This is a genomic window from Clostridium chrysemydis (assembly GCF_015234215.1).
In the GTDB taxonomy this organism is placed as follows: Bacteria; Bacillota; Clostridia; order Clostridiales; family Clostridiaceae; genus Clostridium; species Clostridium chrysemydis.
Map to the genome: position 1 here is coordinate 1 of NZ_JADEKP010000004.1, position 23,508 is coordinate 23,508.

The 23,508-nt window shown below is 35.5% G+C and carries 27 protein-coding genes and 1 other annotated feature; all 27 genes read left to right on the forward strand.

The window, feature by feature from the left end; translation table 11 throughout:
* Nucleotides 1-1,149, forward strand: a 1,149-nt coding sequence (gene tuf / locus INR60_RS11310; RefSeq protein ID WP_194191646.1) for an elongation factor Tu, incomplete at its 5' end; no start/stop codon positions are given.
* 209 nt (nucleotides 1,150-1,358) lie between these two features.
* A complete protein-coding gene (rpmG, locus tag INR60_RS11315) occupies nucleotides 1,359-1,508 on the forward strand; it encodes a 50S ribosomal protein L33 (protein ID WP_194191647.1) in 150 nt (49 codons plus the stop codon).
* Nucleotides 1,509-1,563: 55 nt separating this feature from the next.
* Nucleotides 1,564-1,788, forward strand: a complete 225-nt coding sequence (gene secE / locus INR60_RS11320; RefSeq protein WP_194191648.1) for a preprotein translocase subunit SecE — start codon at nucleotides 1,564-1,566, stop codon at nucleotides 1,786-1,788.
* Nucleotides 1,789-1,824: 36 nt separating this feature from the next.
* Nucleotides 1,825-2,346, forward strand: coding sequence for a transcription termination/antitermination protein NusG (gene nusG / locus INR60_RS11325; protein WP_194191874.1), 522 nt, complete (start codon nucleotides 1,825-1,827; stop codon nucleotides 2,344-2,346).
* A gap of 86 nt (nucleotides 2,347-2,432) precedes the next feature.
* On the forward strand, nucleotides 2,433-2,858 hold the full coding sequence (gene rplK / locus INR60_RS11330; protein WP_194191649.1) for a 50S ribosomal protein L11: 426 nt from the start codon (nucleotides 2,433-2,435) through the stop codon (nucleotides 2,856-2,858).
* A 57-nt stretch (nucleotides 2,859-2,915) separates the two neighbouring features.
* Nucleotides 2,916-3,602, forward strand: a complete 687-nt coding sequence (gene rplA / locus INR60_RS11335; RefSeq protein WP_194191650.1) for a 50S ribosomal protein L1 — start codon at nucleotides 2,916-2,918, stop codon at nucleotides 3,600-3,602.
* A gap of 55 nt (nucleotides 3,603-3,657) precedes the next feature.
* Nucleotides 3,658-3,789 (forward strand) — a sequence feature (ribosomal protein L10 leader region).
* A 31-nt stretch (nucleotides 3,790-3,820) separates the two neighbouring features.
* The gene (rplJ, locus tag INR60_RS11340; protein ID WP_194191651.1) at nucleotides 3,821-4,324 is read left to right on the forward strand and encodes a 50S ribosomal protein L10; all 504 of its coding nucleotides are present in this window, start codon (nucleotides 3,821-3,823) and stop codon (nucleotides 4,322-4,324) included.
* A gap of 55 nt (nucleotides 4,325-4,379) precedes the next feature.
* Nucleotides 4,380-4,742, forward strand: coding sequence for a 50S ribosomal protein L7/L12 (gene rplL / locus INR60_RS11345; protein WP_194191652.1), 363 nt, complete (start codon nucleotides 4,380-4,382; stop codon nucleotides 4,740-4,742).
* 389 nt (nucleotides 4,743-5,131) lie between these two features.
* Nucleotides 5,132-8,839 carry a DNA-directed RNA polymerase subunit beta gene (rpoB, locus tag INR60_RS11350; protein WP_194191653.1) on the forward strand — a complete coding sequence of 1,236 codons (3,708 nt, stop codon included), beginning with the start codon at nucleotides 5,132-5,134 and terminating at the stop codon, nucleotides 8,837-8,839.
* 20 nt (nucleotides 8,840-8,859) lie between these two features.
* Complete coding sequence (gene rpoC / locus INR60_RS11355; protein ID WP_194191654.1) at nucleotides 8,860-12,396, forward strand: DNA-directed RNA polymerase subunit beta'; 3,537 nt, start codon at nucleotides 8,860-8,862, stop codon at nucleotides 12,394-12,396.
* A gap of 205 nt (nucleotides 12,397-12,601) precedes the next feature.
* A complete protein-coding gene (rpsL, locus tag INR60_RS11360; protein ID WP_194191655.1) occupies nucleotides 12,602-12,976 on the forward strand; it encodes a 30S ribosomal protein S12 in 375 nt (124 codons plus the stop codon).
* A gap of 156 nt (nucleotides 12,977-13,132) precedes the next feature.
* Entirely contained in the window at nucleotides 13,133-13,603 is a 471-nt protein-coding gene (gene rpsG, locus INR60_RS11365) for a 30S ribosomal protein S7 (protein WP_194191656.1), read from the forward strand.
* 77 nt (nucleotides 13,604-13,680) lie between these two features.
* Entirely contained in the window at nucleotides 13,681-15,753 is a 2,073-nt protein-coding gene (gene fusA, locus INR60_RS11370; protein WP_194191657.1) for an elongation factor G, read from the forward strand.
* 171 nt (nucleotides 15,754-15,924) lie between these two features.
* Nucleotides 15,925-17,118 (forward strand): elongation factor Tu, encoded by a 1,194-nt coding sequence (gene tuf / locus INR60_RS11375; RefSeq protein ID WP_194191658.1) that lies wholly within the window; start codon nucleotides 15,925-15,927, stop codon nucleotides 17,116-17,118.
* 464 nt (nucleotides 17,119-17,582) lie between these two features.
* Nucleotides 17,583-17,891 carry a 30S ribosomal protein S10 gene (gene rpsJ, locus INR60_RS11380; protein ID WP_008426564.1) on the forward strand — a complete coding sequence of 103 codons (309 nt, stop codon included), beginning with the start codon at nucleotides 17,583-17,585 and terminating at the stop codon, nucleotides 17,889-17,891.
* Nucleotides 17,892-17,971: 80 nt separating this feature from the next.
* Complete coding sequence (gene rplC, locus INR60_RS11385) at nucleotides 17,972-18,601, forward strand: 50S ribosomal protein L3 (protein WP_194191659.1); 630 nt, start codon at nucleotides 17,972-17,974, stop codon at nucleotides 18,599-18,601.
* Between the two features lie 25 nt (nucleotides 18,602-18,626).
* On the forward strand, nucleotides 18,627-19,247 hold the full coding sequence (gene rplD, locus INR60_RS11390; protein ID WP_194191660.1) for a 50S ribosomal protein L4: 621 nt from the start codon (nucleotides 18,627-18,629) through the stop codon (nucleotides 19,245-19,247).
* Entirely contained in the window at nucleotides 19,247-19,540 is a 294-nt protein-coding gene (rplW, locus tag INR60_RS11395) for a 50S ribosomal protein L23 (protein WP_194191661.1), read from the forward strand. The genes rplD and rplW overlap by 1 nt, the downstream gene beginning before the upstream one ends.
* A gap of 58 nt (nucleotides 19,541-19,598) precedes the next feature.
* Complete coding sequence (rplB, locus tag INR60_RS11400; protein WP_194191662.1) at nucleotides 19,599-20,432, forward strand: 50S ribosomal protein L2; 834 nt, start codon at nucleotides 19,599-19,601, stop codon at nucleotides 20,430-20,432.
* Between the two features lie 65 nt (nucleotides 20,433-20,497).
* Nucleotides 20,498-20,773 carry a 30S ribosomal protein S19 gene (gene rpsS, locus INR60_RS11405; protein ID WP_194191663.1) on the forward strand — a complete coding sequence of 92 codons (276 nt, stop codon included), beginning with the start codon at nucleotides 20,498-20,500 and terminating at the stop codon, nucleotides 20,771-20,773.
* A gap of 23 nt (nucleotides 20,774-20,796) precedes the next feature.
* Nucleotides 20,797-21,132: a 50S ribosomal protein L22 gene (rplV, locus tag INR60_RS11410; protein ID WP_194191664.1), complete on the forward strand. Its 336-nt coding sequence runs from the start codon at nucleotides 20,797-20,799 to the stop codon at nucleotides 21,130-21,132.
* A gap of 19 nt (nucleotides 21,133-21,151) precedes the next feature.
* Nucleotides 21,152-21,820 (forward strand): 30S ribosomal protein S3, encoded by a 669-nt coding sequence (rpsC, locus tag INR60_RS11415; protein ID WP_194191665.1) that lies wholly within the window; start codon nucleotides 21,152-21,154, stop codon nucleotides 21,818-21,820.
* A 17-nt stretch (nucleotides 21,821-21,837) separates the two neighbouring features.
* On the forward strand, nucleotides 21,838-22,272 hold the full coding sequence (gene rplP / locus INR60_RS11420) for a 50S ribosomal protein L16 (RefSeq protein ID WP_194191666.1): 435 nt from the start codon (nucleotides 21,838-21,840) through the stop codon (nucleotides 22,270-22,272).
* Complete coding sequence (rpmC, locus tag INR60_RS11425; RefSeq protein ID WP_194191667.1) at nucleotides 22,272-22,484, forward strand: 50S ribosomal protein L29; 213 nt, start codon at nucleotides 22,272-22,274, stop codon at nucleotides 22,482-22,484. Before rplP ends, rpmC begins: the two co-directional genes overlap by 1 nt.
* Before the next feature lie 21 nt (nucleotides 22,485-22,505).
* On the forward strand, nucleotides 22,506-22,760 hold the full coding sequence (gene rpsQ / locus INR60_RS11430) for a 30S ribosomal protein S17 (protein WP_194191668.1): 255 nt from the start codon (nucleotides 22,506-22,508) through the stop codon (nucleotides 22,758-22,760).
* A 33-nt stretch (nucleotides 22,761-22,793) separates the two neighbouring features.
* Nucleotides 22,794-23,162 (forward strand): 50S ribosomal protein L14, encoded by a 369-nt coding sequence (rplN, locus tag INR60_RS11435; RefSeq protein ID WP_194191669.1) that lies wholly within the window; start codon nucleotides 22,794-22,796, stop codon nucleotides 23,160-23,162.
* Nucleotides 23,163-23,179: 17 nt separating this feature from the next.
* Nucleotides 23,180-23,494 carry a 50S ribosomal protein L24 gene (gene rplX / locus INR60_RS11440; RefSeq protein WP_194191670.1) on the forward strand — a complete coding sequence of 105 codons (315 nt, stop codon included), beginning with the start codon at nucleotides 23,180-23,182 and terminating at the stop codon, nucleotides 23,492-23,494.
* Nucleotides 23,495-23,508: the final 14 nt, after the last annotated feature.

The following is a 23,508-nucleotide window of genomic DNA, read 5'->3' on the forward strand; positions in this document are numbered from 1 at the left end:
GGAACTATCGGTCACGTTGACCACGGTAAAACTACATTAACAGCTGCTATAACAACTGTTTTAGCAAACAGAGGATTCGCTGAGTCATTCAAATATGACGAAATCGATAAAGCTCCAGAAGAAAAAGAAAGAGGAATCACAATCAACACTGCACACGTTGAGTACGAAACAGAAAACAGACACTACGCTCACGTTGACTGTCCAGGACATGCTGACTACGTTAAGAACATGATCACTGGTGCTGCTCAATTGGACGGAGCTATCTTAGTTTGTTCAGCTGCAGATGGTCCAATGCCTCAAACAAGAGAGCATATCCTACTTGCATCAAGAGTTGGAGTTGACCACATCGTAGTATTCTTAAACAAAGCAGATATGGTAGATGACGAAGAATTATTAGAATTAGTTGAAATGGAAGTAAGAGAGCTATTAAGCGAGTACGATTTCCCAGGAGACGACATCCCAGTAATAACTGGATCAGCATTAAAAGCTTTAGAAAACCCAACTGATGAAGCTGCAACAGCTTGTATCGATGAGTTAATGAAAGCAGTAGATGAGTATATCCCAACTCCAGAGAGAGCTACAGATAAACCATTCTTAATGCCAATCGAGGACGTATTCACAATAACAGGAAGAGGAACAGTTGCAACTGGTAGAGTTGAAAGTGGTATCTTAAATGTTGGTGAAGAAGTTGAAATCGTAGGAATTAAAGAAGAAACTAAGAAAACTGTTGTAACAGGAATCGAAATGTTCAGAAAGTTATTAGACAACGCGCAAGCTGGAGATAACATCGGAGCATTATTAAGAGGAATCCAAAGAACAGAAATCGAAAGAGGTCAAGTTTTAGCTAAAACTGGATCAGTTAAACCACACAAAAAATTCGTAGGTCAAGTATACGTACTTAAAAAAGAAGAAGGTGGAAGACATACTCCATTCTTCGATGGATACAGACCACAATTTTACTTCAGAACAACTGACGTAACAGGATCAATCAAATTACCAGACGGAATGGAAATGGTAATGCCAGGAGATCACATCGACATGAACGTTGAATTAATCACTCCAGTTGCAATGGACGAAGGATTAAGATTCGCGATCAGAGAAGGTGGAAGAACAGTTGGTTCAGGAGTTGTTACTTCAATAATCGAGTAATTTAAAATTTAGAATCAAATATATATACTAATTAAATATATAATTATATAGGACTGGGTTTAACTACCTAGTCCTTTATAAAGAGTATATTATTGACATGGTAAAAGAATTGTGATAATGTGAGAAAGTAACACACAATCACGATTTTTAGATACAGTAAGAGGAAATTAACTCTTAGAATATATATATAAAAACTGGAGGTGCGAACCGTGAGAGTAAAAATAACTTTAGCATGCACAGAGTGTAAACAAAGAAACTACAACTCAATGAAGAATAAGAAAAACAACCCAGACAGAATAGAAATGAACAAATACTGCAAATTCTGTAAAAAGCATACTCTTCATAGAGAAACTAAGTAATTCAAAGCGATTTTAGAAATGACACAGACTTATATAAGAGTAAGGATGTGAATTTATGACTAGTAAAAAAGTAAAAAGCACTGCTTCTACTAAAGGGGGCAAGTCAAACTTCTTTAAAGACGTGTTAGCTGAATTAAAAAGAATAACATGGCCTTCAAAAGAAGAAACAAAGAAAGCATTAATTGCAGTTCTTGGGTTCGCCCTAGTATACATAGTGTTAGTAGGCGGACTAGACTACATTTTTCAAAACCTCTTTGAAGTAGTTTTGAAACTTAAATAAAAGGAGGTTTAGTAGGTGTCTGACACTGAAGGAAATATGAGTGAAAGAGCAAGATGGTACGTAGTACATACGTATTCTGGGTACGAAAACAAAGTTAAAGTAAACATCGAAAAAGTTGTTGAAAACAGAAACTTAGAACATCTTATTCAAGATATCCAAATTCCTATGGAAGAAGCTATCGAAGAAAAAGATGGTAAGCAAAAAGTAACTTTAAAGAAAAAGTTCCCAGGTTATGTAATAGTGAAGATGCTAATGACAGATGAATCTTGGTATGTTGTAAGAAACACTAGAGGAGTTACAGGATTCGTAGGACCTGGTTCTAAACCAGTGCCTCTTACTGACTATGAGGTTGAATCAATGGGAGTTGTTGAACTACCATCTGATGTAGATCTTGAAGTAGGTGAAAGTGTAAGAGTTATCTCTGGACCACTTAGAGAATTTGTTGCAACTATCCAAGAGATTAATCTAGAGCAACACAAAATCAAAGCATCAGTTGATATGTTTGGAAGAGAAACATTGGCTGAGCTAGAATTCAATCAAATTGAGAAATTAGTTTAATTTATAGCTGATTTTAATCAAGTGGGAGGATAACAAAACAAGAAATAGGTTATCCGTATATACCACAGTATAGGAGGAATAATAAAATGGCTAAGAAAGTAACTGGAATGATTAAACTTCAACTTGCTGCAGGAAAGGCAACTCCAGCACCACCAGTAGGTCCTGCATTAGGACAACACGGTGTAAACATCATGGGATTCTGTAAGGAGTTCAACGCAAAAACTGCTGATAAAGCTGGACTAATAATACCAGTAGTTATCACAGTATACCAAGACAGATCATTTAGTTTTATACTAAAAACTCCACCAGCTGCAGTACTAATCAAAAAAGAATTAGGACTTGAAAGTGGATCAGGAGTACCAAACAAAACTAAAGTTGGTATGTTAACTAAAGAGCAAGTTAAGAAAATCGCAGAAATCAAAATGCCAGACTTAAATGCTGCATCTGTAGAAAGCGCTATGAGAATGGTTGCTGGTACAGCAAGAAGTATGGGTGTAACTGTAGAAGAGTAATTTTCATTAAAAATAGTGGGAGGTAAAAACCGCTAATACCACAAAGGAGGCTTATAAATGGGAAAGAAATATGTTGAAAGTGCAAAGTTAATAGACAAAAATGCTTTATACAATCCAGAAGAGGCTTTAGAGTTATCTGTAAAAACTGCAAAAGCTAACTTCGATGAAACAATCGAATTACACGTAAGACTTGGGGTAGATCCAAGACATGCAGACCAACAAGTTAGAGGTGCTGTAGTATTACCACACGGAACAGGTAAAGAGGTAAAAGTTTTAGTTTTTGCTAAAGGAGATAAAGCAAACGAAGCTCAAGAAGCGGGAGCAGATTTCGTTGGAGCTGAAGAATTAGTTCAAAAGATCCAATCAGAAAACTGGTTCGACTACGATGTAGTTGTAGCTACTCCAGATATGATGGGTGTAGTTGGTAGAATAGGTAGAGTTTTAGGACCTAAAGGATTAATGCCAAACCCTAAATCAGGAACAGTAACATTTGATGTAGCTAAAGCAATTGCTGACATCAAAGCTGGTAAAGTAGAGTACAGAGTTGATAAAACAGCTATCGTACACTGCCCAATCGGTAAAAAATCATTCGGAGTTGAAAAATTACAAGACAACTTCACAACATTAATGGATGCTTTAGTAAAAGCTAAACCAGCTGCTGCTAAAGGACAATACATTAAATCAGTAACTGTATCAAGCACAATGGGACCTGGTGCTAAAATCAACCCAGTAAAAGTTTTATAATTCGACAAAAAAATAGTTGACTTATTAAAATTTAAGTGATACAATAGTTCATGTTGAAAAAAGAAATATAGTTCCGTAGACAGTAGGTGCTTAACGGCATAACGTAAACAACCTACCGAGGGTCCTTAAATACATGTTTAATTTTAGGTCTTCCTCTGTCTACGGGAAGACCTTTATTTATAATAGAGCAGGTAATACTGTGAGGAGGTGGACACACAGTGAACAAGAACAGACAATTAAAAGAAGCAAAAGTTGCTGAAATCAGAGAAAAATTAGAAAAAGCAAAAGGTGTTGTTTTAACTGATTATCAAGGTTTAACTGTTGAAGAAGATACTCAATTAAGAAAGAACTTAAGAGAGGCTGGAGTAGAATACAAAGTATACAAAAATACTTTAGTTACTTTAGCTGCTAAAGAATTAGGATTCGATGGTGTTGTAGAATACTTAGAAGGTCCTGTTTCAATAGCATTCGGATATGACGATGCAACAGTAGCTGCAAGAGTTTTAAATGATTTCGCTAAGGATCACAAGAAACTTGAGTTAAAAGCTGGTATAGTTGAAGGTGATGTTTATGATAAAGATCAAATCACAAAAATCGCTTCAATACCATCAAAAGAAGTTCTTATTGCAAAACTTCTTGGAAGTATCAAGAGCCCATTATCAAATCTTGCATACTTATTAAATGCAATAAAAGAGAAAAAAGAAGCTGAATCAGCTGAATAATAGAATTAATTCAAAGAATTAATTTGGTTTTAAAAATTTTGGAGGTGCAATTAAAATGACAAGAGAAGATATCATTCAAGCTATAAAAGAAATGACAGTTTTAGAATTAAACGAATTAGTAACTGCTTGCGAAGAGGAGTTCGGAGTAAGCGCTGCTGCACCAGTTGCAGCTGCTGGAGCTGTAGCAGGAGCTGCTGCAGAAGAAAAATCAGAGTTCGACGTAGTTTTAACTAACGCTGGAGCTAACAAAATCAAAGTTATCAAAGTAGTTAGAGAAATAACTGGTTTAGGATTAAAAGAAGCTAAAGAAATAGTTGATGGAGCTCCTAAAACACTTAAAGAAGCTGTAGCTAAAGAAGCTGCTGAAGAAATGAAAGCTAAATTAGCTGAAGTTGGAGCAGAAGTAGAAGTTAAATAGTATTTGACTTGCTTTAGTAATAGTAATTATATAAAAAGGTGCTTTTATAGCACCTTTTTATTTCCACTAATTTTGAAACTATATAAAATATCCACAAAAATCAGGATACTTTATATAGTTTTATTTATAGTATGGGGTTGTAAACATGCTATAAATTTTTATAAAAATATAAATATATTAATTTATTGATAAAATAATATGTTGACATAACACATAAGGTGTGATACTATCATTAAATGTACTATTCAATATGGAGAAGTATATTTAGTCGAAAATAAGGTATAATCAATAATAGCGATTATATCACTATCAAGATGCTGTCCGAAAGCTAAAGTCCTTAGGGAAGTTATGCTTTTGGTTATTTTAGTTTATACAAGGGGTGAAAATTCATGGTACATCCTGTCCAATCTGGAAAAAGAACAAGAATGAGTTTTGGTAAAGTTAAAGATGTAACAGATATGCCAAATCTTATCGAAGTACAATTAGATTCATACGAGTGGTTTTTAAAGGAAGGTCTTCATGAAGTATTTGATGACATTAATCCTATTGGAAATTTCACAGGTAATCTAGTACTTGAATTCGTTGATTACAAACTTGATAAAGAAAATATCAAGTACTCAGTGGAAGAGTGTAAGGAGAGAGATTCAACTTATGCAGCACCACTAAAGGTATCAGTAAGACTTACTAATACTGAAACAGGAGAAATAAAAGAGCAAGAAGTATTTATGGGTGATTTCCCATTAATGACAGAACAAGGAACTTTTATAATTAATGGAGCTGAGAGAGTTATCGTCAGCCAATTAGTTAGATCTCCAGGTGTATACTATAGCCAAACAAGAGATAAGAATGGTAAAAGATTATTCTCATCAACTGTTATTCCTAATAGAGGAGCATGGCTTGAGTATGAAACAGATTCAAACGATATTATATACGTAAGAATCGACAAAACAAGAAAACTTCCAATAAGTATCTTAGCTAGAGCTATGGGTATAGGAAGTGATCAAGAGCTTTTAGATTACTTCGGTGAAGAAGAAAGATTTAGAGCTTCAATAGAAAAAGATAACACTAAAACAGAAGAGGAAGCTTTACTTGAGATCTATAAGAGATTAAGACCAGGTGAGCCACCTACTGTAGAAAGTGCTGTATCATTAATCGATTCATTATTCTTCGATGCAAAAAGATACGACATGTCAAGAGTAGGTAGATACAAGTTTAATAAAAAACTTGCTATTAACTTAAGAATTGCAAACCAAGTTGCAGCTGTAGATGTAGTTAATCCTACAACAGGTGAAATAATGGTAGAGCAAGGAGAGAAAATCAGCAGAGATATGGCAGAAGCTATTCAAAATGCTGGAATTAACTCAGTAGATGTTTTAGTAGAAGATAAAGTTGTTAGAGTTATAGGTAGCCACTTTGTTAATTTAGAAAAAGTTGTATCATTCGATATTTCTGATTTAAATGTTAAAGAACAAGTACACTATCCAACTCTTAAAGAAATCTTAGACAACTTTACAGATGAAGAAACAATTAAAGAAGAAATTAAGAAAAACATAAACAAATTAATACCTAAGCACATAATCAAAGATGATATCTTTGCAACTATCAGCTATGAATTAGGATTAGCTTATGGAATAGGATATATAGATGATATTGATCACTTAGGAAATAGAAGATTAAGATCTGTTGGTGAATTACTTCAAAACCAATTCAGAATTGGTTTATCAAGAATGGAAAGAGTAGTTAGAGAGAGAATGACTATTCAAGACCAAGAAGCGATAACACCTCAAATGCTTATCAATATAAGACCAGTTGCTGCAGCTATTAAAGAATTCTTTGGTAGTTCACAATTATCACAATTCATGGATCAAACAAATCCACTTTCAGAGTTAACTCACAAGAGAAGACTTTCAGCTTTAGGACCAGGAGGTCTTTCAAGAGAAAGAGCTGGTTTCGAAGTTAGAGACGTTCACCACTCTCATTATGGTAGAATGTGTCCAATCGAGACTCCAGAGGGACCAAACATAGGTCTTATAAACTCTCTTGCAACTTATGCTAAAGTTAATGAATATGGATTTATTGAAACTCCATACAGAATTGTTGATAAAGCTAATAAGAGAGCAACTATGGAAATAAGATACTTTACAGCTGACGAAGAGGACCAATACCTTGTAGCCCAAGCTAACGAACCTTTAGATGAAGATGGAAACTTCATTCACGATAAAGTAACAGTTAGATATATGGAAGAAGTTATAGTAGTTCCTGCTTCAGATGTAGATCTTATGGACGTATCACCTAGACAAATCGTTTCAGTAGCAACAGCTATGATACCATTCCTTGAGAATGATGACGCATCAAGAGCTCTAATGGGATCAAACATGCAACGTCAAGCAGTACCACTATTAAAGCCACAAGCTCCAATAGTAGGAACAGGAATTGAGTACAGAGCAGCAGCTGATTCTGGGGTTCTTCCAAAAGCGAAAAACGCTGGAACAGTTACTTATGTAAGTGCTAGTGAAATAAAAGTTAAAAGAGATGTTGATGGTGGAATCGACACATACAAGTTATTAAAGTTCAAAAGAAGTAACCAAGGTACTTGTATAAATCAAAGACCATTAGTTAGCGTTGGTGAGATGGTATTCAAAAACCAAGTACTAGCAGACGGTCCTTCAACTGATCTAGGAGAAATCGCATTAGGTAAAAATATCAGAATGGGATTCATAACTTGGGAAGGTTACAACTATGAGGATGCTATGCTTATCTCAGAAGAGTTAGTAAGAGAAGATGTATTTACATCAATCCACATAGAAGAATATGAATGTGAAGCTAGAGACACTAAGTTAGGGCCTGAAGAAATAACTAGGGATATTCCTAACGTAAGTGAAGACGCTTTAAAAGATATAGATGAAAGAGGAATAATCAGAATCGGTGCTGAAGTTAGATCAGGAGATATCTTAGTTGGTAAAGTTACACCAAAAGGTGAAACTGAATTAACTGCTGAAGAAAGATTATTAAGAGCTATATTTGGTGAAAAAGCAAGAGAAGTTAGAGATACTTCATTAAGAGTACCTCACGGGGAAGCTGGTATCATAGTTGATATCAAAGTATTCACAAGAGAAAATGGTGATGAATTAAACCCTGGAGTTAACGAACTTGTAAGAGCTTATATAGCACAAAAAAGAAAAATCTCTGTTGGAGATAAGATGGCTGGACGTCACGGTAACAAAGGGGTTATCTCAAGGGTATTACCTGAAGAAGATATGCCATTCTTACCAGATGGAAGACCACTTCAAATCTGCTTAAATCCACTAGGGGTTCCATCACGTATGAACATCGGTCAGGTACTTGAAGTTCACTTAGGATGGGCAGCTAGTCAATTAGGATGGCACATAGCTACTCCTGTATTCGACGGTGCAACAGAAGAAAATATAGAACAATGTTTAGTAGATGCTGGATATAATGCTAACGGTAAAACAGTTCTTTTCGATGGAAGAACTGGAGAAGCTTTCGATAACGAAGTAACAGTAGGTATCATGTATATCCTGAAACTTGCTCACTTAGTTGATGATAAGATTCACGCAAGATCAACAGGTCCTTACTCACTAGTAACTCAACAACCACTAGGTGGTAAAGCTCAGTTCGGTGGACAGAGATTTGGAGAGATGGAAGTTTGGGCACTTGAAGCATACGGTGCAGCACATACATTACAAGAAATATTAACTGTTAAGTCTGATGATGTTGTTGGTAGAGTTAAAACTTACGAGGCTATCGTAAAGGGTGAAAACATACCAGAGCCAGGAGTTCCTGAATCATTCAAAGTTCTTATAAAAGAATTACAAGCGTTATGCTTAGATGTAAGAGTTCTTAGCAAGAATGAAGAAGTTAAGATAAAAGAATTAACTGAAGAAAATGAAGACAGTAACGGTGAATTAGAAGTTAACATAGAAGGAACAGAGGAATTCGTTCCAGCTCAACCTACTATGGAAACTAATGATGGTTATACTTCAAACGAAGACGAAGAAGAGGAAGAGTTTGAAGGATTCCAATTAGAAGAGTTAGATGATAACTTAGATCTTGAAGATTTTAATGATGAACACTAATTTTGAAGGGAGGCTTACCCTTGTTTGAATTAAATAATTTTGACGCCATGCAAATTGGCTTAGCATCCCCTGAACAAATCAGAGAATGGTCAAGGGGAGAAGTTAAAAAACCTGAAACTATTAACTACAGAACTTTAAAACCAGAAAGAGATGGTCTATTCTGTGAAAGAATTTTTGGACCTATTAAAGACTGGGAATGTCACTGTGGAAAGTATAAAAGAGTAAGATACAAAGGTATCGTTTGTGACAGATGTGGAGTTGAAGTTACTAAAGCTAAAGTAAGAAGAGAGAGAATGGGGCACATTGAACTTGCTGCTCCTGTATCTCATATTTGGTACTTCAAAGGAATTCCATCAAGAATGGGATTAATCTTAGATATGTCACCAAGATCTCTTGAAAAAATCTTATACTTTGCTTCATACGTAGTAATTGATCCAAAAGAAACACCATTATTAAAGAAGCAACTTCTTAATGAAAAAGAATATAGAGAAGCTGTAGATAAGTATGGTGAAGAGAGCTTTGTAGCTGGAATGGGTGCAGAAGCTGTTCAAGAACTTTTAGGAGAAATCGACTTAGAAGGATCAGCAAGAGATTTAAAAGAAGAATTAAAGCAAAGCACTGGACAAAAGAAAGTTAGAATAATCAGAAGACTTGAAGTTATCGAGTCATTCAAATCATCAGGAAATGATCCAAGATGGATGATTATAAACGTAATTCCAGTAATCCCACCAGATTTAAGACCTATGGTTCAATTAGATGGTGGAAGATTTGCTACATCAGATTTAAATGACTTATATAGAAGAGTTATTAACAGAAATAACAGACTTAAAAAGTTATTAGATCTAGGGGCACCAGATATTATCGTTAGAAACGAGAAGAGAATGCTTCAAGAAGCAGTGGATGCTCTAATAGATAATGGTAGAAGAGGAAGAGCTGTTACAGGACCTGGAAACAGACCACTTAAATCATTATCAGATATGCTTAAAGGTAAGCAAGGTAGATTTAGACAAAACCTTCTAGGTAAGAGGGTTGACTACTCAGGAAGATCAGTTATAGTTGTTGGACCTGAGTTACAAATGTACCAATGCGGACTTCCAAAAGAAATGGCACTTGAATTATTCAAGCCTTTCGTAATGAAGAAATTAGTAGCTGATGGAGTAGCACACAACATTAAGAGTGCTAAAAGAATGGTAGAAAGAGTAATGCCACAAGTATGGGATATCTTAGAACAAGTTATCACAGACCATCCAGTGTTACTTAACCGTGCTCCTACTCTTCACAGACTTGGAATTCAAGCATTCCAACCTGTACTAGTAGAAGGTAGAGCTATCAAGCTTCACCCATTAGTATGTACAGCATACAACGCTGACTTCGACGGAGACCAAATGGCTGTTCACGTTCCATTATCAGTAGAGGCTCAAGCAGAGGCTAGATTCTTAATGCTAGCTGCAGGTAACATAATGAAACCATCAGATGGTAAACCAGTATGTGTACCTACTCAGGATATGGTTCTAGGATCATACTACATCACATTAGATAAAGAAGGTGCTTTAGGTAGCGGTAAATACTTCTCATCTAAAGATGAAGCTATAATGGCTTACGAAGTTAAAGCAATAAGCATTCATGCAGATATTTTTGTAAAAATGTTTAAAGAAATTGATGGGGAAATGAAATCAGGAGTTATTAAAACTACTGTTGGTAAGTTAATATTTAACGAATCAATTCCTCAAGATTTAGGTTTTATCGATAGATCAAATCCGGAAGAAACATTCAAGTTAGAAGTAGATTTCTTAATAACTAAAAAGTCATTAGGAACTATTATAGATAAATGCTACATGAAGCATGGTCCAACTCAAACTTCAATAATGCTAGATAGAATCAAAGCATTAGGATATCACTATTCATCAATCGGAGCTATAACAGTAGCTGCGTCTGATATGATAGTACCTCAAAAGAAATACGAATTATTAGATGATGCAGATGCAACAGTTGATAAGATAGAAAAGATGTATAAAAGAGGATTTATATCAGAAGATGAAAGATATGAAAGAGTTATCGAGAAGTGGACTAAGACAACTGAAGAAGTTGCCGATGCACTAATGGATAGTCTTGATAAATTCAATCCAATATTCATGATGGCAGACTCTGGGGCCAGAGGATCTAAGTCACAGATCAAACAGTTAGCTGGTATGAGAGGACTTATGGCAAGTCCATCAGGTAAAATTCTTGAGTTACCAATCAGAGCTTCATTCAGAGAAGGACTTGACGTACTTGAGTACTTCATATCTACTCACGGAGCTAGAAAAGGTAACGCAGATACAGCGCTTAAGACTGCTGACTCAGGATACTTAACAAGAAGACTTGTTGACGTATCACAAGATGTTATCGTAAGATCAGAAGATTGTGGAAGTACAAATGGTATTTGTGTTTCAGAAATCAAAGAAGGTAACGAGATCATCGAAGAATTAAAAGAAAGATTAACTGGAAGATACACAGCTGAGGATGTAATTCACCCAGAAACTGGTGAAGTTATAGTTCCAAACGATGCTTACATGGATGCAGAACTTGCAGAAAAAGTATCAGATGCTGGAGTTAAAAAGGTTAAAATTAGATCAGTATTTACATGTGATTGTAAAGTTGGTGTATGTTCAAAATGTTACGGTATGAATATGGCAACTGCTAAAGAGATAAATATCGGAGAAGCAGTTGGTATAATAGCGGCTCAATCAATCGGAGAACCAGGTACTCAGCTTACAATGAGAACCTTCCATACAGGAGGGGTTGCCTCAGCTGGAGATATCACTCAAGGTCTTCCAAGGGTAGAAGAGTTATTTGAAGCTAGAAAACCAAAAGGTCTTGCAATAGTAAGTGAAATTGGTGGTACTGTAAGAGTTGAAGATACTAAGAAAAAGAAAACAGTTTACGTTATGAGCCCAGAAGGTGAAGAAGTAAGCTATGATATACCGTTTGGTTCAAGAGTAAAAGTTACTACAGACCAAATAATCGAAGCTGGAGATGAAATTACAGAAGGTTCAGTTAACCCTCATGATATAATGGCAATCAAAGGTGTAGATGGAGCAAGAAATTACTTATTATCAGAAGTACAAAAAGTTTATAGACTACAAGGGGTTGATATCAACGATAAGCACTTAGAAGTAGTTGTAAAACAAATGACTAGAAAGATAAAAGTAACTGAGTCAGGAGATACAAATCTTCTACCAGGAACTACTATTGATATCTTCGACTTCCAAGAAGAAAACAATAGAGTTAGAGAATTTGGTGGAGAAGAAGCACAAGGAGATCAAGTATTACTTGGTATTACTAAAGCTTCACTTGCAACTGACAGTTTCTTATCAGCAGCTTCATTCCAAGAAACTACAAGAGTTCTTACAGAAGCAGCTATTAAAGGTAAGATAGATCCACTAATAGGATTAAAAGAAAATGTTATTATCGGAAAACTTATTCCAGCTGGAACAGGTTTAATGAAATACAGAAACGTAAGATTAGATGTTGAAGAAGATACTGAAGATACTGAAATAATTGGTGTTGCAGAATAATAATCTAATTTTATTGACAGGTGTATTCTTAAATGTTAAAATACATCTTGTGTATTCAAGAGAGTACACAAAACTAGTAATGTCTTTTAAGTCATTGAGGCAGAGATGTCTCTGCCTCAATGTTTTTTTATTAAGACAAAAATTTTAATTAAATTAGGTTTATCTAAAATTTAATATAGATAAATAAATTTCAGGAGGTGAAAAAATGCCAACTATAAGCCAATTAGTAAGAAAAGGAAGAAAAGTTGCTGCAAGCAAATCAAACTCACCAGCACTTAAGAGCTGCCCACAAAGAAGAGGAGTATGTACAGTAGTTAAAACTTCTACACCAAAGAAGCCTAACTCAGCCCTAAGAAAGGTTGCAAGAGTAAGACTTACAAACGGATTCGAAGTTACTGCTTACATCGGTGGAGTAGGACACAACTTACAAGAACATAGTGTTGTTCTTATAAGAGGTGGAAGAGTTAAAGACCTTCCAGGGGTTAGATACCACATCGTAAGAGGTGCATTAGACTGCGCAGGAGTAGCTAATAGACTTCAATCAAGATCAAAATACGGTGCTAAGAGACCTAAGAAATAGGAATCTCTAAACTAATGTAGTGCTTATCTACGGTATTTACATAGATTTATATATTAAATTTAATGCATGTAACGGAGAAAAGCACTTTACGATACGCAACTTAAGTGTGTCGAGTACCAATGAACTTAAATCAAAATTGTTAAGGAGGGAAGAAAAGTGCCAAGAAAAGGACATATCGCAAAAAGAGATGTTTTAGCAGATCCAGTTTATAACTCAAAGGTTGTAACTAAGTTAATAAACGGAATCATGTTAGACGGTAAAAAAGGAGTAGCACAAAAAATATGCTACGATGCATTCGAAATGATTGCTGAAAAAACTGGAAAAGATGCTTTAGAGGTTTTCGAAGAAGCTATGAACAATATAATGCCATTACTAGAAGTAAAGGCTAGAAGAATAGGTGGAGCTACTTACCAAGTTCCAATAGAGGTTAGAGCTGAAAGAAGACAGACACTAGGTATCAGATGGTTGTTAATAGCAACTAGAAAAAGAGGAGAGAAGTTAATGTGTCAAAAGTTAGCTGCTGAATTAATGGACGCTGCTAATAACACAGGAGCTGCAGTTAAGAAAAGAGAAGATACTCACAAAATGGCTGAAGCTAACAAAGCATTCGCTCACTACAGATACTAATTTTAAAACTGTTTTGGCTTACTCAGTCAAAACAGTTTTGTTGAATTTAAAATTACTCATCGGGAGGAGGAACAATTATGGCAAGACAATTTCCTTTAGAGAAATTTAGAAATATTGGTATAATGGCTCACATAGATGCTGGTAAAACAACAACTACAGAGCGTATACTATTCTATACAGGAAGAACACACAAAATTGGTGAAACACACGATGGTGCTTCACAAATGGACTGGATGGCACAAGAGCAAGAAAGAGGTATCACAATTACTTCTGCAGCTACATTCTGTCAATGGAAAGGTTATGCAATAAACATAATCGATACTCCAGGACACGTAGATTTCACAGTTGAGGTTGAAAGATCTTTAAGATGTCTTGATAGTGCTGTTACAGTACTTGATGCTAAGAGTGGAGTTGAGCCACAAACTGAAACAGTTTGGAGACAGGCAAACAACTACGGAGTTCCAAGAGCTATCTACGTAAACAAAATGGATGCTACAGGAGCTGACTTCTATGCATGTATCAACTCTGTAAGAGAAAGATTAAATGCTAACGCAGTAGCTATTCAAATTCCAATAGGAGCTGAAGAAAACTTCGCTGGAATGGTAGACTTACTACAAAACAAAGCGTTCATACACAAAGATGACTTAGGAAAAGACATTGAAGTTTGTGACGTACCAGCTGATTTAGCTGATAAAGCTGAAGAGTACAGATCATTAATGATCGAAGCTATAGCTGAAACAGATGAAGAGTTAATGATGAAATACTTAGAGGGTGAAGAGTTAACTTTAGAAGAGTTAAAAGCTGCTTTAAGAAAAGCTACTATAGCTAACGAAATCGTTCCTGTAATCTGTGGATCATCTTACAAAAACAAAGGTGTTCAAGAAATGATCGACTTAGTTGTTGATTACTTACCATCACCTTTAGATATACCTGCTGTAAAAGGTATAGATGTTGACGATCCAGAAGTAGAATTAGAAAGAGAAGCTAGTGATGAAGCTCCAATGTCAGCTTTAGCATTCAAAATAGCTACAGACCCATTCGTTGGAAGATTAGCATTCACAAGAGTTTACTCAGGAATCATGGAGAGTGGTACTTATGTACTTAACTCAACAAAAGGTAAAAAAGAGAGAATCGGTAGACTAGTTAAAATGCACGCTAACTCAAGAGAAGAAGTTCAAGAGTTAAGAGCAGGAGACTTAGGAGCTGTTGTTGGTCTTAAGAATACTACTACAGGGGATACATTATGTGCTGAAAACGCACCAATAATCCTTGAAAGTATGGACTTCCCAGAACCAGTTATCTCAATCGCTATCGAGCCTAAAACTAAATCAGGTCAAGAAAAAATGGGTATCGCTTTAGCTAAACTAGCTGAAGAGGATCCAACTTTCAAAACTTGGACTGATCAAGAAACAGGTCAAACAATCATCGCTGGTATGGGTGAGCTTCACTTAGATATCATCGTTGATAGATTACAAAGAGAATTCAAAGTTGAGTGTAACGTTGGTGCTCCACAAGTTGCTTACAAAGAAACTATCAGATCTGCTGTTAAAGCTGAAGGTAAGTTCGTAAGACAATCAGGTGGTAGAGGACAATACGGTCACTGTTGGATAGAAATGATACCACACGAAGGAGAATACGAATTCGAAAACGCTATCGTTGGGGGAGTTATTCCAAGAGAGTACGTTCCAGCTGTAGATAACGGAATTCAAGAAGCTGCTGAAAGTGGGGTTATCGCAGGATACCCAACTATCAACTTTAAAGTTAGATGTATCGATGGTTCATACCATGATGTTGACTCAAACGAAATGGCATTCAAAATTGCTGGATCAATGGCATTCAAGAACGCTATGAAAAAAGCAGACCCAGTATTACTTGAACCTACAATGAAGGTTGAAGTAGTTGTACCAGAAGAGTACATGGGAGATGTTATGGGTGATGTTAACTCAAGAAGAGGTAGAATCGAAGGTATGGAAGCTAAACACGGAGCTCAAGTAATTAGAGCATTCGTTCCATTATCAGAGATGTTTGGATACGCTACATCATTAAGATCAAAAACTCAAGGTAGAGGAACTTACTCAATGGTATTTGATCACTATGACGAAGTGCCAAAATCAATCCAAGAAGAAGTTATTGGAAAAAGAGATAAATAAGAACCTTATTTATTCTTAAATATATAGATGGCTAGATAACTAGCCATCAAATATCAAATTTTATTTATGAAATTTGAATAAAAATATTAATAGTATTTATAATAAAAGAACAATCGGTTATAATAGTGTCGTAAATAACATTATATGACCTTAATGAAGGAGGATTTTACAATGTCAAAAGCAAAATTTGAAAGAAGTAAACCACACGTAAATATCGGAACTATCGGTCACGTTGACCACGGTAAAACTACATTAACAGCTGCTATAACAACTGTTTTAGCAAACAGAGGATTCGCTGAGTCATTCAAATATGACGAAATCGATAAAGCTCCAGAAGAAAAAGAAAGAGGAATCACAATCAACACTGCACACGTTGAGTACGAAACAGAAAACAGACACTACGCACACGTTGACTGTCCAGGACATGCTGACTACGTTAAGAACATGATCACTGGTGCTGCTCAAATGGACGGAGCTATCTTAGTTTGTTCAGCTGCAGACGGTCCAATGCCTCAAACAAGAGAGCATATCCTACTTGCATCAAGAGTTGGAGTTGACCACATCGTAGTATTCTTAAACAAAGCAGATATGGTAGATGACGAAGAATTATTAGAATTAGTTGAAATGGAAGTAAGAGAGCTATTAAGCGAGTACGATTTCCCAGGAGACGACATCCCAGTAATAACTGGATCAGCATTAAAAGCTTTAGAAAACCCAACTGATGAAGCTGCAACAGCTTGTATCGATGAGTTAATGAAAGCAGTAGATGAGTATATCCCAACTCCAGAGAGAGCTACAGATAAACCATTCTTAATGCCAATCGAGGACGTATTCACAATAACAGGAAGAGGAACAGTTGCAACTGGTAGAGTTGAAAGTGGTATCTTAAATGTTGGTGAAGAAGTTGAAATCGTAGGAATTAAAGAAGAAACTAAGAAAACTGTTGTAACAGGAATCGAAATGTTCAGAAAGTTATTAGACAACGCACAAGCTGGAGATAACATCGGAGCATTATTAAGAGGAATCCAAAGAACAGAAATCGAAAGAGGTCAAGTTTTAGCTAAAACTGGATCAGTTAAACCACACAAAAAATTCGTAGGTCAAGTATACGTACTTAAAAAAGAAGAAGGTGGAAGACATACTCCATTCTTCGATGGATACAGACCACAATTTTACTTCAGAACAACTGACGTAACAGGATCAATCAAATTACCAGACGGAATGGAAATGGTAATGCCAGGAGATCACATCGACATGAACGTTGAATTAATCACTCCAGTTGCAATGGACGAAGGATTAAGATTCGCGATCAGAGAAGGTGGAAGAACAGTTGGTTCAGGAGTTGTTACTTCAATAATCGAGTAATTTAAACTTAGAATTTAAATTGTTTTATATAAAATAGAGTTTAGGAGACGTCCTAAACTCTATTTTTTTGTTTAATAAAACCATAAAAGGGAATAATTAATAAAAGAAAAAGATTTCAAAAATTAATTTGCAAAAAGGAAATAAAAAAACTTGAAATTTAATAGAAATACATTTAGAATATAAAAAGCGAGTTAATTCTAGTAATAAAAACCGAAAAATAAATTACGTAAATGCTTGATATTATACTATAAAGATAGTATAATAAAATAGTTGTGTAGCATACGGCGATGAATCAAGAGGTTGCCGGACTTCCGGGTAATTCTTGAGGAGTAAGTCAGGATCTCGAATCCGACGACAGGGATTTTATATTCTTTCTTAGGTTTAGGATACACCAGGAACAGTTTATAGAAGAACCGCTGTTGTGCGTTAGAAGTAAAGCGTACATGAAAAGGAGGGAAACCAAGATGTCAAAACAAAAAATAAGAATCAGATTAAAAGCATTTGATCACACTATATTAGATCAATCTGCTGAAAAAATCGTTGAAACTGCAAAGACAACAGGAGCTAAAGTAGTAGGTCCAGTACCACTACCAACTGAAAAAGATGTTGTTACTATATTAAGAGCAGTTCACAAATATAAGGACTCTAGAGAGCAATTTGAAATAAGAACTCACAAGAGACTTATAGATATCGTTAATCCATCACCAAAAACTGTTGATGCATTAATGAGATTAAATCTACCAGCTGGAGTAGATATAGAAATTAAGCTTTAATAGCTAAATTTTAAATAAAAAAGACATTGAACTATTACGATTGCAAAGCAATCCGCTACTAGTTTGGGAGGTGTAAATACATGAAAAAAGCTATATTAGGTAAAAAAGTAGGAATGACTCAAATATTCGATGAGAATGGAAAAGTTGTACCTGTAACAGTTGTAGAAGCTGGTCCATGTGTTGTTGTTCAAAAGAAAACTGTTGAAACAGACGGTTATGATGCAATACAAGTAGGTTATGGAGACATAAGAGAAAAATTAGTTAACAAACCTAGAAAAGGACAATTCAACAAAGCAGGAGTTTCATTAAAGAGAACTCTTAAAGAATTAAGATTAGAAAATGCTAGCGAATTCGAAGTTGGTCAAGAGATCAAAGCAGATGTATTTGCTGCAGGAGATAAGGTAGACGTATCAGGAGTTTCTAAAGGTAAGGGATTCCAAGGTACAATTAAAAGACATAACGCTCAAAGAGGACCAATGTCACACGGTTCTAAATTCCATAGAGCGCCAGGTTCAATGGGAGCTGCTTCAGACCCATCAAGAACTTTCAAAAACAAAAAGTTACCAGGACACATGGGTGCTAAAAACACTACAGTAGAAAACTTAGAAGTAGTTAAAGTAATAGCTGAGAAAAACTTAATACTAATCAAGGGTGGTATCCCTGGTGCTAACAGAAGCACAGTAGTAATAAGAAACGCAGTTAAGGCTTAATTTCTAAAGGAAAGGAGGAAGCAGGATGCCTACAGTAGGATTATTTAATAAAGAAGGAAAAAACATTGGAGATTTTTCATTAAACGAAAATGTTTTTGGAGTTGAAATAAACGAAAGTGCACTACACCAAGTAGTAGTAGCATTATTAGCTAACAAGAGACAAGGAACTCAATCAGCTAAAACAAGAGCTGAAGTTAGAGGAGGCGGAATCAAGCCTTGGAGACAAAAAGGAACTGGTAGAGCAAGACAAGGTTCTATAAGAGCTCCACAATGGATTAAGGGTGGTGTTGTATTTGCACCAAAACCAAGAGATTACAGAATGGCTATACCAAAGAGCATGAAAAGAGTTGCTATGAAATCAGCATTAACTAGTAAAGTTCAAGCTGGAGAATTCGTAGTAGTTGAAGATTTAGCTTTCGATTCAATCAAAACTAAATCAGTAGTTAACATGCTTAAAGAAATGGAAGCTAAGAAAACTCTTATCGTTACAGCTGAGTCAAACGAAATAGTTTACAAATCAGCTAGAAACATCGAAGGAGTTGCAGTAATACCTGCAAACAACATCAATGTTTATGACTTACTTAAGTACAAAAAAGTAGTTATGACTAAAGATGCTGTACAAAAAATTGAGGAGGTGTACGCATAATGAATTTATCAAGCCACGATATAATTAGAAAACCTGTTATAACTGAAAAGAGTATGGCAGCTATGGCTGAGAATAAGTACACTTTTATAGTTCACACAAGTGCTAACAAATCTCAAATAAAGAGAGCAGTAGAAGAAGTTTTCAACGTAAAAGTTGCTGAAGTAAAAACTATCAACACACTTGGAAAAACTAAGAGAATGGGCGTGCATGTTGGTAAGAGAGCAGACCAAAAGAAAGCTATCGTTACTTTACAAGAAGGAAGCTCAATCGAATTCTTCGAAGGAATGCAATAGTAAAAGTGAAGTATTGGTGCTAGGCACCAGATAAGCTTTAAGAAGGAGGGAAATCAAAATGGCAGTTAAAACATTTAGACCTACTACACCATCAAGAAGAAACATGACAATGCCTACATTTGATGAAATAACAACAAATGTACCTGAGAAATCATTATTAGTTTCTTTAAAGAAAACTGGTGGTAGAAATGCACAAGGTAAAATAACTGTAAGACACCACGGTGGTGGAGCAAAAAGAAAATACAGATTAATAGATTTCAAAAGAAATAAGGATGGTATTGAAGCAAAAGTTGCTACAGTAGAATACGATCCAAACAGATCAGCATATATCGCTTTAGTTGTATACGCTGATGGAGACAAAAGATACATCATCGCACCTAACGGATTAAAAGTTGGAGACGTTGTTGTTTCAGGACCAGAAGCTGATATCAAGCCAGGTAACGCGTTACCATTAGCTAATATCCCAGTTGGTACTTTTGTTCACAACATAGAATTACAAGCTGGAAAAGGAGCTCAATTAGTAAGAGCTGCTGGTGGATCAGCACAATTAATGGCTAAAGAAGGTAGATATGCTACTTTAAGATTACCTTCAGGCGAAACTAGATACGTTAGAATAGAATGTAGAGCTACTATAGGTACTGTTTCAAACACTACTAACGATATCGTTAAAATAGGTAAAGCTGGTAGAAAGAGACACTTAGGTTGGAGACCAACTGTAAGAGGATCTGTTATGAACCCTTGCGATCACCCGCACGGTGGTGGAGAAGGTAAATCACCAGTAGGTAGACCAAGTCCAATGACTCCATGGGGTAAACCTGCACTTGGATACAAAACTAGAAAGAATAAAAAATATTCAGATAAATTCATCATTAAGAGAAGAAATAGCAAGTAGTTTGAAGAGAATTCCCATTCTCTTCATGGCTAGAAGCCTAAGTATATGAAGGGAGGCAAACTATAATGAGTAGATCAATCAAAAAAGGACCTTTTGTTCACGCTGGACTTTTAAAGAAAATCGAAGAAATGAACGCTAATGGGGAACACAAAGTTGTTAAGACTTGGTCAAGAACTTCAACAATTTTCCCACAAATGATTGGACACACAATCGCTGTTCATGATGGAAGAAAGCACGTTCCAGTTTATATCAGTGAAGATATGGTTGGACATAAGTTAGGAGAATTCTCACTAACAAGAACTTATAGAGGACATGATGATAAATCATCAAAAAGAAAGTAATTGCCTAGAAAGGAGGAGCATAAATGGAAGCTAGAGCTATAGCTAAGTATGTTAGAATGTCTCCAGTTAAAGTAGGAGTTGTTCTTAATTTAATAAAAAATAAAAATGTTAAAGAAGCTTTTGCTATCTTACAATACACTCCAAGAGAAGCAGCTGTTGAAATAAACAAAGTTTTAAAATCAGCTGTTGCTAATGCAGAAAACAATAACGGTTTAGATGCAGATAGATTATATGTATCAGAAGCATTCGTAGGTCAAGGTCCAATCCTTAAGAGATTCAGACCAATGGATCACGGTAAAGCATTCAGAATTAACAAAAAAACAAGCCACATAACAATAGTTGTTAAAGAAAGAGCTTAGAAAGAAGGAGGGAAACGAAGTGGGTCAAAAAGTACATCCTCACGGACTTAGAGTAGGTGTTATCAAAGATTGGGACGCAAAATGGTATGCTAACAAAAAAGATTTTGCTGATAACTTAATCGAAGATAACCAAATAAGAGAATTCGTTAAAAAAGAACTTTTCTCAGCAGGAATCTCAAGAATCGAAATCGAGAGAGCTGCTAAGAGAATTAAATTAAACATACACACAGCTAAACCAGGTGTAGTAATCGGAAAAGGTGGATCAGGAATCGAAGCCTTAAAGAAGAAATTAGCTGGATTCGTAGGTGGAAAACATTTAATAATCAACATAGTTGAAGTTAAAAATGTTGAAACTAACGCTCAATTAATGGCTGAAAACATAGCTGCACAATTAGAAAAGAGAATATCTTTCAGAAGAGCTATGAAGCAAACTATACAAAGAGCTATGAGACAAGGAGTTAAAGGTGTTAAAACTGCTTGTTCAGGAAGATTAGGTGGAGCTGAGATCGCAAGAACTGAGCAATACAATGAAGGAACAATTCCACTACAAACTATAAGAGCTGACATCGATTATGGATTTGCAGAAGCAGATACAACATACGGAAAAATCGGAGTTAAAGTTTGGGTTTACAACGGAGAGGTTCTTCCAACTAAAAAAGTTGAGAAAGAAGCAACTGCTAACGCATAGGAAAGGAGGAATAAGTCATGTTAATGCCTAAAAGAGTTAAGCATCGTAAGGTACAACGTGGTAGAATGAAAGGTAAAGCTACAAGAGGTAATTTCCTAGCTTATGGAGATTTCGGTATTCAAGCTACAACTTGTGGATGGATCACAAGTAACCAAATAGAGTCTGCCAGAATTGCTATAAATAGATATATTAAAAGAGGAGGAAAACTTTGGATAAAGATTTTCCCAGATAAGCCTGTTACAGAAAAACCAGCTGAAACTAGAATGGGTTCAGGTAAAGGTTCACCAGAATACTGGGTAGCAGTAGTTAAGCCAGGTAGAGTTCTTTTTGAACTATCAGGCGTAAGTGAAGAAGTTGCAAGAGAAGCTATGAGACTTGCATCACACAAACTTCCTGTAAAGACTAAGTTCGTTACAAGAAGAGATTTTGAGGAAATGGGTGGTGAAGAATAATGAAGGCTAGAGAACTAAAAGAATTAAGAAATAGCAATCCTCAAGATTTAAAAGCTAAATTAGGAGAATTAAAGGCTGAATTATTCAACTTAAGATTCCAATTAGCTACTGGACAATTAGAAAATCCAATGAGAATCAGAGAAGTGAAAAAATCTATAGCCCAAATAAAAACCATCTTAAGACAAGAAGAGTTAAGAGCGGTTGAACAGTAATCCTGGAAGGAGGTTTCTTTAATGGAAAGAGGACTAAGAAAGAAAAGAGTTGGTAGAGTCGTTTCAGATAAAATGGATAAAACAATTGTAGTTGCTATCGAAACTAAAGTTAGACATCCACTTTATGGAAAAACTGTTAACAGAACTACTAAATTCAAAGCTCATGATGAAAATAATGAAGCTGGAATTAATGATAGAGTATTAATAATGGAAACAAGACCTATATCTAAAGATAAGAGATGGAGACTTGTTGAAATAGTAGAAAAAGCTAAATAATATTGCTTAAGACCGAAAGGAGGGTAATTTTCAATGATACAACAACAAACTAGATTAAAAGTTGCTGACAACTCAGGTGCTAAAGAAATTATGTGCATAAGAGTATTAGGCGGTTCTAAAAGAAAGTACGGTAACATTGGAGACATTATAGTTGCTAGCGTTAAAAGTGCAACACCAGGCGGAGTTGTTAAAAAAGGCGAAGTTGTTAAGGCAGTTATAGTAAGATCAGTAAAAGGAATAAGAAGAGCAGATGGATCATATGTAAGATTCGATGAAAATGCTGCTGTTATAATAAAAGACGATAAGCAACCAAGAGGAACACGTATCTTCGGTTCAGTTGCTAGGGAGCTAAGAGATAAAGAGTTCAACAAAATCTTATCATTAGCACCTGAAGTTCTATAAGAGGAGGTGTCCAATTCATGAGAATGCACGTTAAAAAGAATGATACAGTTTTAGTTATATCTGGTAAAGATAAAGGGAAAACTGGTGAAGTTTTAAAAGTATATCCAAAAACTGGTAAAGTGCTAGTTCAAGGAGTTAACATAGTTAAGAAGCACCAAAAAGCTAATAGAACACAAGCTGAAAGTGCAATAATCGAAAGAGAAGCTGCTATAAACGGCTCAAAAGTAATGTTATTCTGCACAAAATGCAAAAACGCTACAAGAATTAGTAATAAAATCTTAGAAGATGGTACTAAAGTAAGAGTTTGCAAGAAGTGCGGAGAAACATTCTAAGAATTCTGAAAGGA